At 32.7% G+C, this 13,480-nt stretch carries 12 protein-coding genes; 3 read left to right on the forward strand and 9 right to left on the reverse strand.

From position 1 onward, the window contains the following. Positions 1-2: 2 nt before the first annotated feature. Complete coding sequence (locus tag ACXX80_RS07135) at positions 3-464, forward strand: thioredoxin family protein (protein WP_458552627.1); 462 nt, start codon at positions 3-5, stop codon at positions 462-464. On the opposite strand, the gene ACXX80_RS07140 is transcribed toward ACXX80_RS07135, so the two are convergent. The 5 genes from ACXX80_RS07140 to surE form a co-directional block, all read right to left on the reverse strand. Next, positions 465-2,504: a ComEC/Rec2 family competence protein gene (locus tag ACXX80_RS07140; protein ID WP_458552628.1), complete on the reverse strand. Its 2,040-nt coding sequence runs from the start codon at positions 2,502-2,504 to the stop codon at positions 465-467. Positions 2,505-2,576: 72 nt separating this feature from the next. After that, a complete protein-coding gene (locus ACXX80_RS07145; RefSeq protein WP_458552629.1) occupies positions 2,577-3,098 on the reverse strand; it encodes a C40 family peptidase in 522 nt (173 codons plus the stop codon). A gap of 47 nt (positions 3,099-3,145) precedes the next feature. Then, positions 3,146-4,258 carry a lipid-A-disaccharide synthase gene (gene lpxB, locus ACXX80_RS07150; protein ID WP_458552630.1) on the reverse strand — a complete coding sequence of 371 codons (1,113 nt, stop codon included), beginning with the start codon at positions 4,256-4,258 and terminating at the stop codon, positions 3,146-3,148. Positions 4,259-4,363: 105 nt separating this feature from the next. Further along, the gene (locus ACXX80_RS07155) at positions 4,364-4,636 is read right to left on the reverse strand and encodes a hypothetical protein (protein WP_458552631.1); all 273 of its coding nucleotides are present in this window, start codon (positions 4,634-4,636) and stop codon (positions 4,364-4,366) included. Beyond that, positions 4,629-5,408, reverse strand: coding sequence for a 5'/3'-nucleotidase SurE (gene surE, locus ACXX80_RS07160; RefSeq protein ID WP_458552632.1), 780 nt, complete (start codon positions 5,406-5,408; stop codon positions 4,629-4,631). The genes ACXX80_RS07155 and surE overlap by 8 nt, the downstream gene beginning before the upstream one ends. Before the next feature lie 209 nt (positions 5,409-5,617). On the opposite strand from surE, the gene ACXX80_RS07165 reads away from it, so the two are divergent. Both ACXX80_RS07165 and ACXX80_RS07170 read left to right on the forward strand, forming a co-directional pair. Continuing rightward, a complete protein-coding gene (locus ACXX80_RS07165) occupies positions 5,618-7,795 on the forward strand; it encodes a carboxy terminal-processing peptidase (RefSeq protein WP_458552633.1) in 2,178 nt (725 codons plus the stop codon). Positions 7,796-8,029: 234 nt separating this feature from the next. Further along, positions 8,030-8,890 (forward strand): DNA/RNA non-specific endonuclease, encoded by an 861-nt coding sequence (locus tag ACXX80_RS07170; protein WP_458552634.1) that lies wholly within the window; start codon positions 8,030-8,032, stop codon positions 8,888-8,890. A 37-nt stretch (positions 8,891-8,927) separates the two neighbouring features. Here the strand turns inward: ACXX80_RS07170 and rodA are convergent, their stop codons facing one another. The 4 genes from rodA to mreC are packed head-to-tail and all read right to left on the reverse strand — an operon-like array spanning position 8,928 to position 13,441. Continuing rightward, positions 8,928-10,163: a rod shape-determining protein RodA gene (gene rodA, locus ACXX80_RS07175; RefSeq protein WP_315208671.1), complete on the reverse strand. Its 1,236-nt coding sequence runs from the start codon at positions 10,161-10,163 to the stop codon at positions 8,928-8,930. A gap of 5 nt (positions 10,164-10,168) precedes the next feature. Next, positions 10,169-12,121, reverse strand: a complete 1,953-nt coding sequence (gene mrdA / locus ACXX80_RS07180) for a penicillin-binding protein 2 (RefSeq protein ID WP_458552635.1) — start codon at positions 12,119-12,121, stop codon at positions 10,169-10,171. After that, positions 12,118-12,624, reverse strand: a complete 507-nt coding sequence (locus ACXX80_RS07185) for a rod shape-determining protein MreD (RefSeq protein ID WP_315208677.1) — start codon at positions 12,622-12,624, stop codon at positions 12,118-12,120. Before ACXX80_RS07185 ends, mrdA begins: the two co-directional genes overlap by 4 nt. Beyond that, entirely contained in the window at positions 12,617-13,441 is an 825-nt protein-coding gene (mreC, locus tag ACXX80_RS07190) for a rod shape-determining protein MreC (protein ID WP_458552636.1), read from the reverse strand. Before mreC ends, ACXX80_RS07185 begins: the two co-directional genes overlap by 8 nt. Positions 13,442-13,480 lie beyond the last annotated feature (39 nt).

Raw genomic sequence — 13,480 nt, forward strand, 5'->3', positions numbered from 1 at the left:
ATATGAAGAAAATAATACTTGCTTTATTATTGTTTGCGGGTTCGTTTGCCGCTGAAGCACAAGAATTAGTTTGGGAAACCAATGTGGTCAAGGCTATGGAAGTTTCTAATAAAACTAAAAAACCAATGTTGTTGTTTTTTACTGGTAGCGATTGGTGTGGTTGGTGTATCAGGTTACAAAAAGAGGTTTTGAAAACACCTGAATTTGCAGCTTGGGCCAAAGAAAATGTGGTTCTGGTAGAATTAGATTATCCTAGAAAAGCGCCACAGACTCCTGAGATTAAAAAGCAAAATGACGAATTACAACAAGTTTTTGCTATTCAAGGATTCCCAACAATCCATTTTGCGAATGTTACAACTGTAGATGGCAAAGTGAATTTTCAAGGTCTAGGAAGTACTGGTTATGTTGCTGGAGGACCATCTGCATGGTTAGCTGTTGCAAATGGATTGCTGCAGAAGAAATAATTAGTCATTCAATTTATAATATCCCTTTTCACTCGTAGCGTGAAAAGGGATTTTTTGTTTCATACAAGTCGCCTTCCATTGTTTTTGAATGGTTTTATAATTAGAAGCATCGGCTACGATCATCTTTGGTTTTGTAGTTTGTAATAAGCGTTCAAAATTTATTTTGGGAGATTGGGTCATAACAATAATGTCCGGATGTATGTTTTTTGGAAAAACTCCCGAACTGTCCAAAATGAAAATCTTCTTTCCATTGAAATAAAAAAGGTTTTGCAATTCTTTTTTAGCTTTCAGGCGACTTAAATTCCCAATTCGATACGACTTTAATGCATTGTTTTTTTGAGCGGCTTTCAAAATACTGTCATTGGCGTAGACCGTAATATTTTCGCCATTTCGTTCTGCCAGTAATGTGTTTCTTTTGATGTTGAAAACAATCCATTCTTGGTCGTGTTGAATATTCCATTGAATGCCCAAATACGAAATTTGTACAATAATGATTGAAATCAATGTCATTACTAATTTGTTGAAACTAGGTTTCTTGAACCAAATAATTGCAGTTATAACAACCAAATAACTGCTAAGCAACAAATAGAAATGCAATGGAATGTCTTGTAGGATAAATTGTTCTAAAGAAGCAATGGCATTAATGATTTTATTCAAGTAATAAATGCTCCATTCTAGTAGTTGTGAAAGGAAGATTGGAATGCTGTTAAATGCGGCTAAAAGCATGACTAAAACTCCCAAAATCATAATGATACTCAATAGTGGGATGACAATTAAATTGGTAACAAAAAATAAGCCTGGAAATTGATGGAAATAATAAATACTTAGTGGTAAAGTTCCTATTTGTGCAGCAAACGAAACCGTGAGAATGTCCCAAATATATTTTGAAATCTTATTTTTTGGTGACCAAATAGAAGCCAAAAGAGGTTGCAACCAAATAATGAAAAACAAGGCTAAATAGCTTAATTGGAAACCAACATCAAATAAAAAGGAAGGTTCAAAAAGCAGAATCAGTAAGATGGAAACTAATAAAGTATGATATATGTTGACGCTTCTTCTTAAATGATTTCCAATGGCAACGAACGAAAACATCGTTACGGAACGCACTACCGAAGGTGCTAAACCAGCAATGATTCCGAAAGTGAATAAAGAGGCAAGAATGATAAGTAACTTTATAAATGAACCACGCTTTGTGTTAGGAATAGGTTTTAGAATGAAGGTAACAAAAATTAAAATAAATCCAATATGCAGCCCTGATACCGATAAAATATGTACAGCTCCGGCATATTGATAATCCCTAATAATTTCTGGCGAAATATCCTGTTGTTGTCCCATTATTAAAGCAATGGCAACATTCAATTCTGTTTTGTTGAAGTTGTTTTTTTCTAAATTCCGAATAATCCTTGTTCTTAATTTAGAAGAATAATACCAGATGTTTTTCTCTATTTCAGTTCCAATTTTGATTTCCTCAACATCCGCATACAGCTGCGCATAGATTTGTTTATTTTCGAGATATTTGCTGTAGTCAAATTGATTCGGGTTATTTGGAGGTCTGTTTTTAGATAAAATTCCTTTAATAAGTAAAGGAGTCCCAATCTCAAATTCATGATGCAAGCTGTTCTTTTGAATGTTTAAAATGATTCTACCCGTTTGTTTTTTCTCATCCACACGGTTTATAATGGCATTGTAGCGGTCACTAAACGGACTGCTTTTTAGCTTCTCGCGAATGATTAAGGAGATGGAATGCGGTTCTTCAAAAATAGTCGTAATGTGACTATAATTGCTTTTTTGAAAATGATCAATGTGAATTACTTGAGTTGAAATTCCGATAAGAAAAGACAGGAGATATGTTGTCAAACCAAAATAGAAAACATTCTTGCTTTTGTTTTTGAATAAAAAATACAATACTCCAAAAGTACTAATGAATATTGAAAGTAAAATAAAGAGTAATAATAGTGATGGATGAAAGTAGTAGGCGAAAAGGATTCCTGAAATAAATCCAATTGTTATTCTCGCTAAAGGAAATTCGAGTACTTTCATGTATCTAAAGTACGGATTTTTAGTAAGAAACAGCTTTATTTTTACTATAAAGTAACGCTGCTTTTTGCTTGTCTACAACACCCGATTCAATTGAACAAAGGTCTTTTTATAATAAGGTTCTTTCGTTGAGGAAATAATTACACCTTTTGAAGTAGAAGAATGAATAAATTTTATCTCGTCATCATAGACTTCAATGACGATTCCTACGTGATTTATCTGTGAATTTTTGTTGGTTTTAAAAAATATTAAGTCTCCTTTTTGCGCCTCTTCACGCTTGGTATCTATAACGTCACCTATTTTTGACTGTTGATAAGAGTTGCGAGGTAGCGTTATGTTTTGTGAATCAAAAATGTTGTACATCAAGCCGGAACAATCAAAACCTGATTTTGTTGTGCCTCCATATTTATATTTTACCCCAAGATTTTCAGCAGCGGCGTCAATCAATTCTTCTGCCAAACGATTTGTTTTTCTTTTTTCTGATTTCGTTAGTTTCTCTTTTTTTGTGTCGGATTTTTTAGAAGTGACTATTGGGGAAGTCGATTTACAAGCCGTAAAAAAAACAAGAATCAGTAATACGAATGCGAAATGTTTCAAAAGAATATATTTTTGATGAATTTAAATAGTTACAAATTAGCTGTAAGCTATTGTAAATCAGAAACAATGAATTTAGCGGTTTTTTTACTAGCACCAATGCCACCTAATTTGTCTTCTAATAACGCATATTTTTCTAAAAGCGTATTGCGATGATTGGATTCCAGAATTTTTTTCAGTTCTTCTCGAATGCGTTTTGTGGTGCATTCCTCTTGGATTAATTCGGTGACCACTTCTTCATCCATTATCAAGTTTACTAATGAGATGTATTTGAGTGTAATGATTCGTTTTGCAATTTGATAGGAAGCCCAGCTGCCTTTGTAACACACTACTTCAGGGACTTTAAAAAGTGCCGTCTCCAGGGTTGCAGTTCCTGAAGTGACTAATGCAGCAGTTGAATTTCGCAATAAATCGTATGTTTTATTGGGGATGAATTTTATATTTTCATGAGAAATAAAATTTTGATAAAACGAGAATTCCTGACTTGGAGCACCGGCAATTACAAATTGATACTCTGGAAAATCATTTACAACGCTCAACATTACAGATAGCATTTTAGTGATTTCCTGTTTTCTGCTGCCCGGTAAAATGGCGATAATTGGTTTTTCGTTTAATTGATTTTCTTTTCTAAAAAGGATTGGATCAACTGCTGGTTGGTTATGTATAGCATCAATCAACGGATGCCCCACGAACTCAACCGGGAAATGATGTTTGTCCTCATAGAATTGTTTTTCGAAAGGTAAAATCACATACATTTTATCAATGTCTTGTTTGATATCAGTTATTCTACTTTCTTTCCAAGCCCAGATTTGAGGTGAAATATAATAGTGTGTTTTCATGCCTAACGCTTTGGCCCATTTTGCTATGCGCAAATTGAAACCTGGATAATCTATGAAAACAAGAACATCTGGTTGAAATTCAACAATGTCTTTTTTGCATATTTTGATATTATTCAAAATAGTTTTTAAGTTAAAGATCACTTCGATGAAACCCATAAATGCCAATTCCCGATAGTGTTTCACTAAAGTACCGCCAACATTTTTCATCAAATCGCCACCCCAAAATCTGATGTCAGCATTTGGATCTTTTTTGTACAGTTCTTTCATCAAATTTGAACCATGCAAATCGCCTGAAGCTTCACCTGCTATAATATAATATTTCATGCTTTCTTGATAAGGAATTTATAGATTTGGATTTCAAACATATAAAATCAAATTTATTTTTAATAATCTGTTTTTCAATTAGCAAAGATAAACGAATATCGTTTCTTAGATAAACATAGTTATAATTGCCATGATTATTACTGATAAAACCACACCACGCGCCATTGTTTCTTTGTTCATTTTTAGTAAAATACCAAATGCAATTAGCGTAAGAATTGAACCTAAAGTTATGATTTTGCCTAAATTCCCCTGTGATTTCATAATTTCAATTCCTGCAATGAAATTAAATTCAGTAAAAAAAGTTATAAAAAGATAACTTCCAAGAAGGGTAGTGGCAAATCCAATTAAAAATCCGATAAACAACTCTGTTTTATTCATTCCATTTCCAGGTATTAAGTTGTTGTACGGCATGATGCGCTGTCAAGTCAAATTGAACAGGAACAACAGATATGTATCCATTGTGCAAAGCCCATTCGTCAGTGTCTTCACCTTTATCTTGGTTTACGAACTCTCCTGCAAGCCAGTAATAATCCCTTCCTTGAGGTGTTTTTCTTTTGTCAAATTTCTCTACCCAAATTGCTTTCGCTTGACGACAAATTCGGATTCCTTTAATTTCTTTTTCTACTAATTTTGGGAAATTCACATTTAAAACTACTCCTTCCGGCAGTCCGTTTTCTAAAACTTCTAATGATATTTTTCGAATAAAAGATTTTATATTGTCAAAATTAGCATTCCAATCATAATCCAATAAAGAGAAACCAATGGCAGGGATTCCTTCTATACCTGCTTCAACAGCGGCACTCATTGTCCCGGAGTAAATGACATTTATGGAAGAATTTGATCCGTGATTGACGCCGGAAACACATAAATCCGGTTTTCGTTTCAGAATTTCATTTACGGCAAGTTTTACACAATCTACTGGTGTACCAGAACAACTGTATTCTAAAAACGGGTCGTTTTCTTTAGAAATTTTATTCAAATATAAAGTGCTGTTTATGGTAATAGCATGACCCATTGCACTTTGAGGGGTGTCTGGCGCTACCACAACAATCTCGCCTATTTCTGCCATAACGGCAATTAAAGCTTTAAGTCCGGGTGCCGAAATACCGTCATCATTTGTTATTAAAATTAATGGTCTATCTTTTTTCATTGTTTTATATTGCAAAAAGGGATTGTTTATTGATAATTTTGAAGACAAATGTAATAACACAAAATGGAATGTGTAAACAAAAGATAAAAATATGTTATGTTGATTCATTTAACTTAAAACAAAAGAACATTTTTATATCTTTAACAAAAATTTATGGAGGCCCTGCTACTGTTGGCATAGTTTTTACCGTAACTTAGATTAAAAGATTCATGAATACTATTATTAACTTTATGAAAAGAAATTATAAAATACTTCTTGTTGTTGTATGCCTTTCGGTAACATTGTTTGCGTTCAAAATGAATGCAACAAAATCAACCGATCCTGAAAAAGATAAATTGCTTTTAGAGTTGTTGACGTTTGTTATAGAGAAAGGACATTATAGTCCAGCTACAATTGATGATACGTTCTCCAAAGGAATATATAAAGATTATATTGAAGCATTAGATCCATCTAAGCGATTCTTTTTGCAATCAGATATTGATGAATTTTCAAAATTTGAAACGAAATTAGACGATCAATTGTTGAATAAGGATTTGAGTTTTTTCAATCTTACTTATGAGCGTTTAATTAAGCGTATGGAAGAAAGCAAAAAGATTTACAAAGTTGTTTTGAGTAAACCTTTTGACTATTCTGTTGATGAAAGTTTCAATATTGATTATGAAAAAGCACCTTATACAAAAAATGTTGCTGAACTTAGCGACAAATGGCGTAAGCAAATCAAATTATCTACTCTTTCATCTCTTGTTGACAAACAAAAATTAGAAGAAGACAAAAAGAAAAATGATGCAACGTATCAAATCAAATCTTTTGAGGTCTTAGAAAAAGAGACTAGAGAAAGTTCTGCAAAATCATTAGACGAATACTTTGGTTTTATTAAAGATTTAGATAGAAACGACTGGTTTTCAGTGTATATAAATTCCATAACAGCACGTTTTGACCCACACACGAATTATTTCGCAGCGGAAGAAAAAGAACGCTTTGATGTAAGTATCAGCGGTAAGTTAGAAGGAATTGGGGCTCGTTTACAGAAGAAAAATGATCTTACCGAAATTTCTGAACTTATTTCTGGTGGTCCCGCTTGGAGAGGAAAACAGCTTGAAGCTGGAGATTTAATTATGAAAGTAGCTCAAGGAAATGGAGAAGCGGTAGATGTTGTAGGAATGCGTTTGGATGATGTTGTGAAGAAAATTAAAGGGCCTAAAGGTTCAGAAGTTCGTCTTACTGTAAAAAAAGTGGATGGAACTATTAAGATTATTTCTATCATCAGAGATATTGTTGAAATAGAAGAAACGTATGCGAAATCTAGTATTGTAAACAAAAACGGATTGAAATATGGAGTAATTTATTTGCCAAAATTCTATATTGATTTTGAAAATAAAGACGGAAGAGACGCAGGAAAAGATATTGCTTTAGAAGTAGACCGATTAAAAAAATCAGGTGTAAACGGTATTATTCTTGATGTTCGTGATGACGGTGGAGGATCTTTATCTACTGTTGTTGACATTGCTGGATTGTTTATTGAGCAAGGTCCAATAGTTCAGATAAAATCAGCCGGTATTAAAAAAGAGGTTCTTTATGACAGAGATAAAAAAATTGAATGGGATGGTCCTTTAGTTATTATGGTGAATAGTTTCTCAGCTTCGGCTTCAGAGATTCTGGCAGCAGCAATTCAAGATTATAAAAGAGGGATTATCATTGGAAGTAAACAAACATACGGTAAAGGTACGGTTCAGAATGTAATTGATTTAAATCAGTTCGTTAGAAGTAGTTCTGTTGGGGATTTAGGAGCCATAAAAACTACTACACAAAAATTTTATAGAATTAACGGTGGATCTACCCAATTAGAAGGTGTGAGTAGTGATATTGTTATGCCGGATAGATATGCTTATTTAAAAATGGGCGAACGCGATATTGATAATGCGATGCCTTGGGATAAAATTGATCAGGCAGATTATAGTGTTTGGAACAATAATACCAACTTTAATCAAGCAATTGCCAATAGTAAAAACAGAATTAGTAAAAATCCGCAGTTTCAATTAATTGAAGAAAATGCAAAATGGATTGATAGTAGAAGTGAAGAGAATGTTTATAGTTTGAATATTGATAAATTTAAAATCGCTCAAGCTGATATTGAAGAGAAAGCTAAAAAATATAAGCCAATCGTAAACTATAAAAATACATTGACATTTACTTCTTTGCCTTATGAAGCAGAAGCGATGAGTAAAGATCTCTCTTTGAAAGAGAAAAGAGAAATATGGCATGAATCGTTATCTAAAGATATTTATGTTGAAGAGGCAATTAATGTTTTGGATGATTTACAGCCTAAATCAATTTCAAAAAAAAATATCCCAGTTAAAATAAAAAAAGATAAATTAGCAAAATCTTAATGAGGGATTTGTTAATTTATAAGATATAATGTCATGAATGACTATTGCGCTCCAAAAATTCTTCTTGAATTTTTGGAGCGTTTTTAGTTTGGAAAACTTAGGCTTGTCCCTTTTACTAAATTTTAGGATTTTATGAATTAGAAATAGCCATCAGGTGCATCTATTAATCAATGGAAATAGTTTAGTTTTGATTTTTAAACTAACGAATAGTAACATCTTTATACATGATTAGAAATGGGAAATAGAAAATCATTTACTTTAATAGTTATACTTCTTAATGGATTCTTTTTTACATCTTGTAAAAAGGATGCGCAAGTAGAAAATTCAGCAGTTTACCATGAAAGGAATGAATATATCTCAAATGAGAGTAAAACTAAGGCTGCTCGGGTTGATAGTAATCGAGAAACGATAACGAGAAATTTTGATTTTTTACCATCTTCTTCAACTAATCAGGTTGTCAAGCACCAGTATTATACCTTGTCGTATAATGAAGTTCATGAACAGGCAGAATGGGTAGCGTATGAATTGAAGAAGGATTATATTAAAAATAATAATTTTAAGCGCCCTTTTTTTATTGAGGACGATAAAGTAAAAACAGGTTCGGCTGATTGGAGAAATTACAAAAACACTAAGTATGATAAAGGGCATCTTTGTCCCGCAGGTGATATGGAGTTTGCTTTAGACGCATATAATGATACTTTTTTTACTTCAAATATTTCTCCTCAAGTGCGTAATTTTAATAATGGTGTTTGGAATAGATTAGAGCAGAAAGTACGTTATTGGGCTGTAAAATATGATGGAATTTATGTAATCACAGGTGGAGTTTTGGAATCTTCATTGATGACAATAGGGAAAGAGAAGGTTTCTGTTCCTAAGTTTTTCTATAAAATTTTACTGGATAATTCGGGTGAGGAATTGAAAATGATTGGTTTTTTAGTTCCTAATACAGAAAGTAACAAACCATTATATAGTTTTGTAGTGTCAGTTGATTATATCGAAAAATTGACTGGGATCAACTTCTTTCCTAAATTGAATGATAACATTGAAAATCAATTGGAAAAAAGTAATGATTATAAAAATTGGAGTTTTAATTAGCTTTGAATAATAGGTTTTTCACTTAAAATCTATTTAATTACCACTCGTTTACTTTATTGGCATCCATTTTTATAAATATAAATAATAATATGGTAAAGCCCCAAAGCCCAGAACCTCCATAAGAGAAGAACGGAAGTGGAACCCCAATTGTTGGAAAAATACCAATTACCATTGCAATATTTACAAAGAAATGAGTAAATAAAATTCCGGCAACACAATAGCCATATACTCTGCTGAATTTTGTTTTTTGTCTTTCTGCTAGATATATTATTCTAAGAAATAGGCCTGCAAAAAGAGCAATAACAACTAATGAGCCTACAAATCCCCATTCTTCACCTACTGTCGTGAATATATAATCAGTATGTTGCTCAGGAACAAATCCACCCTTGGTTTGTGTTCCTTCAAGAAAACCTTTTCCAAACCAACCTCCGGAACCAATGGCTATTTCGGATTGATTGGTGTTATAACCAATTCCTTTCAGATCGACTGTTTTGCCTAAAAGTATATTAAAACGGTCCCTGTGATGTTGTTTAAAGACGTTTTCGAAAACATAGTTTACCGATAAAACAAACCCAGAAATAACCACAAAAAGGATACTGCTTAAAATGATATTTCTATCCGCTAATCTTGATTTTAAATGAACTAATATCAATGTTATTAAAGCTATAAGAATTACATATTGTGGCTCTAACACCAGCGTTAATACAAATAAAAGTATGGTAATAAATCCTGTCCAAACATACCATGACGGCAAGCCTTCGCGGTATAAAACGATGATGAATATACTGTATATTAAAGCACTTCCTGGGTCAGGTTGTGGAAGTATTAGGATGACAGGTAAAAGAATAATGGCAAGGGCTTGTACCTGCCTATTTACTTCCTTCAAATTGATTTGGGTGTCACTTAAATATTTTGCTAGCGCTAAAGCAGTTGCCGCTTTAGCAAATTCAGAAGGCTGAATCGTAAAGCTGCCTATTGCATACCAGCAACGTTGGCCCGCTATGGTTTTACCAAATAAAAATAATCCTGCTAATGTAAGTAATGAAATTCCAAAAATGATACTGGCATATTTTTCATAAAATTTACCATCAACAGAAAGTACAGTAAAAATTAAAGGAATAGTTAGTATAATGAATATAAGCTGTTTTTCATGAGTGTCTTCCATTGATGAAAGAGAGGATGAATATATATTTAGCCAACCCAAAATAACTAATGATGCATAAATTATTATGCTGATCCAGTCAATGTTATTTGTTATGCTTTGGTTTTTCATCGGAATTAAATGGCTTGTTTATTCGATTTAGTAGTATCTGTTTTTACTTTAACAGTTGGAACTGTAGTTTTCTTTTTTAGGAGAGAATCGCTAATTCTTAATTGTAATTTTACAGCTTCAGACAGTCCTCCTAATTTTGCATATCGACTTTGTAAACTTGTTGCTAAAATTCTTTTTTCTAGGTCAACTCTTGTGATTTTTTGTCTCAGATATTTTTCTATCATCAAACTGGCAATAGGTCCTGCAATAGTTGCCCCATATCCACCATTTTCAACCATAACTGCAATTGCAATTTTTGGATTGTCTTTTGGTGCAAAAGCTACAAATATAGAGTGATCTTCCATTTTTACTCGTACTCCACCAATTTTTGCGAAATTTTCTGCTGTTCCGGTTTTACCGCAAATATCAATCCCTTCAACACGTAATGATCTTGCTGTTCCTAAGTTATAAACATCAAATAAACCGCTGATAATTGGTTTGAAATGTTTTTTATCAATTGTAGTTTCATGTTTAGTGGTGAATTTTTTGTCGATTTTGTGACCTTCAATTTTTTTAATGATATGAGGCGTGTAATAATATCCCTCATTCGCAACTGTTGCCATCATGTTCGCAAGCTGAATAGGTGTCATAAGTACTTCACCTTGCCCAATAGAATTAGAAACAATAGTGGTGCTTCTCCAACCACCGTTAGGATAGATGCGTTTGTATGTTTTTGAATCAGGTACTTTTCCTTTTTTACCAGTTGGTAAATCATATCCCATGAATTGTCCAAGACCAAAACTTTTCACATGATTACTCCATATATCAACTGCTTGTGCAGGTTTTGAATATTTATTTATTGTTTTCATGTAAGCCGTTGCAAAATAAGAGTTGCAGGACTCAAAAATTCCTCTATGCAATTGAAGCGCACCTCCATGACAGTGGCATCCCATAAAGCGCCCTCTTGCATAACTAAATCCTCGATTACAAAAAACAGTCGAATTTTCATCAATAACACCTTCTTGAAGCGCAACAAGTCCAGTTAAAATTTTGAATGGAGATCCAGGAGGATACTCAGCCAGCAAGCCTCTGTCATAAAGTGGTTTTGCTATAGAATCGCGGTACAATTCGGTATAATTCTTAGATCGTTGTCTTCCTACCAATATACCTGGATCATAGGATGGAGCGGTTACAAGTGCTAATATTTCTCCGGTACTTGGTTCAATTGCTACAATTCCACCTCTTTTATTAATCATTAATTCTTCGCCATACTTTTGAATTTCAGCATCTATGGTCAGATTTATGTCTTCTCCTTGAACAGCGATGGTATCGTATTTCCCTTCTTTATAAGAACCTATTTCCCTGTTGTATTTGTCTTTTTGAATGTATTTTACACCTTTAACTCCGCGTAAAAGATCTTCGTAGCTTTCTTCAACTCCTTGTCGCCCAATTAAATCTCCGCTGTTGTAATATGGGTTTTTGGCAACTAGTTTTTCATTTACCTGAGTGATGAATCCAAAAATATTGGCTCCAAAATCTACTTCATAATCACGGAGAGAACGTTTTTGAAAATAAAAACCTTCGTATTTTCTTAGTTTTTCTTGAAAAGCAGCAAATTCACTTTTGTTCAATTGAGATAAAAAAACAGATGGCAAGCGTGGACTGTATATTTTAGCTTTTTCAATTTTTTTTATGAAATCTTCTTTTGTAATATTCAATAATTGACAAAATTCTAAAGTATCAGTATTTTTAACATCTCTAGGAATGACCATGATGTCATAAGACGCTTGGTTAGCAACTAATAACTTTCCTTTTCTATCATACATATATCCTCTTTCGGGATATTCATACTTTTTTTTAATGGCATTGTTTTCAGACTTTAGCTTTAAAGTATCATCAACAATTTGCAAATAAAAGATTCGCATTACAAGCAAAGATGTAGCTATAATGATTAAAGAAGGCAACAAGACTTTTCTCATCTTTTGTTTGGCTTAATAAGGTATATTATGATAATACAAATAATGATTGTGAATACAGTACTTAATATAGTTCTGATTAGTATATCAAAAATAAAGCTAAACTGGAATGCTTCCAGTATAAATAATGTAAAATGGTGTATAACAACAGAAAGTAATATGAATGAGAATCTTTCAGGTGTCAAAACATCATTTAATTTTACGGTTTGATATTCATAACTTAGACCAAAAGCAAATTTAAAAATAGCAGGTCTAAAATAGGCTAGAACTAAACACGCAGTGGCATGTATTCCGCCTGAATTACTAAACATATCCATAATAAGTCCAAGTATGAAACTCGCAACTACAAGGCCAGATTTGTTTCCGTTCACAGGGTAAAGTATTATGAACAATATATAAGGGAAAGGACTTATGTAACCCAAAAAATTCATATTGTTGAATATGATAATTTGAACTGCCAGTAACAGAATAAATCGAAAGATATTGACTAACAATGCGCTATTCATCCTTTTCTCTTTTTTCTAAATTAGTGATTTCTTCACGATCTTTCCTTTTTATGATATAGACATGGCCTAAGTTTGTCATGTCATTGAATAGTCTGACGTTTATTTTATAATAATTAGTTTCTTCTTCGGTATAGATATTTTCGATAGTGCCTATTCCTATATTTTCTGGAAAAATTACAGATTGTCCACCAGTTACGATAGTGTCTCCTTTTCTTATAGCTGCTAATCTAGGTACATCAACCAATTGAACAAATCCAGTGCTTTTTCCGTCCCAAACAAGTGACCCAAAGTGATTTGATTTTTTGATTTTAGCATTGATTTGAGACTTTTTGTTCAGAATACTGATTACCGTCGAATAATTTGGAGATGTGTTTTCTATGATTCCAACAATTCCTAAACTGTTAATTACACCCATGTCTGGTTTTACACCTTGTAATTCCCCTGAATTTAAGGTTAAGTAATTTTCATGTACATTGTATGAATTATGTATCACTTTAGAAACAACAATATCGTCTGGTTTTACCCCTTTAATACTGTCCAGTTTTTTTATTGCAGTAGTGTCTTTACGATTAAATAAAATACTTTTCAGCTTTGCATTTTCAAGAGCAAGGGCATCATTTTGAGTTTTTAAATTTAAGTATTCGTTAAGATTGTTCACCTTTTCATAGACTCCGCCGCTTAAAAAATTTGCAGAGCTAATTATTTTGCTTCTGTGGAAGGAATGGGTTTGAATGGTGAGTGATAACGAGATACCCAAAAGCAGCAAAAACAGTAATCTATTACTGTTTTTAAAAATAAAATTAAATATTTGCTGCATTTCTTAACGGTATAATGTAAATAACTGTATGTCTTGTTT

This window comes from Flavobacterium sp. GNP002, assembly GCF_054343795.1.

Bases quoted from the DNA above. Each gene is read 5' to 3' on its own strand.
- ACXX80_RS07185 (WP_315208677.1), bottom strand. From the start codon at position 12,624: ATGAATAGCGCATTGTTAGTCAATATCTTTCGATTTATTCTGTTACTG.
- ACXX80_RS07155 (WP_458552631.1), bottom strand. From the start codon at position 4,636: ATGAATAAAACAGAGTTGTTTATCGGATTTTTAATTGGATTTGCCACT.
- lpxB (WP_458552630.1), bottom strand. From the start codon at position 4,258: ATGAAATATTATATTATAGCAGGTGAAGCTTCAGGCGATTTGCATGGT.
- ACXX80_RS07165 (WP_458552633.1), top strand. From the start codon at position 5,618: ATGAATACTATTATTAACTTTATGAAAAGAAATTATAAAATACTTCTT.
- ACXX80_RS07140 (WP_458552628.1), bottom strand. From the start codon at position 2,504: ATGAAAGTACTCGAATTTCCTTTAGCGAGAATAACAATTGGATTTATT.
- rodA (WP_315208671.1), bottom strand. From the start codon at position 10,163: ATGAAAAACCAAAGCATAACAAATAACATTGACTGGATCAGCATAATA.
- ACXX80_RS07170 (WP_458552634.1), top strand. From the start codon at position 8,030: ATGGGAAATAGAAAATCATTTACTTTAATAGTTATACTTCTTAATGGA.
- mreC (WP_458552636.1), bottom strand. From the start codon at position 13,441: ATGCAGCAAATATTTAATTTTATTTTTAAAAACAGTAATAGATTACTG.
- surE (WP_458552632.1), bottom strand. From the start codon at position 5,408: ATGAAAAAAGATAGACCATTAATTTTAATAACAAATGATGACGGTATT.
- ACXX80_RS07135 (WP_458552627.1), top strand. From the start codon at position 3: ATGAAGAAAATAATACTTGCTTTATTATTGTTTGCGGGTTCGTTTGCC.
- mrdA (WP_458552635.1), bottom strand. From the start codon at position 12,121: ATGAGAAAAGTCTTGTTGCCTTCTTTAATCATTATAGCTACATCTTTG.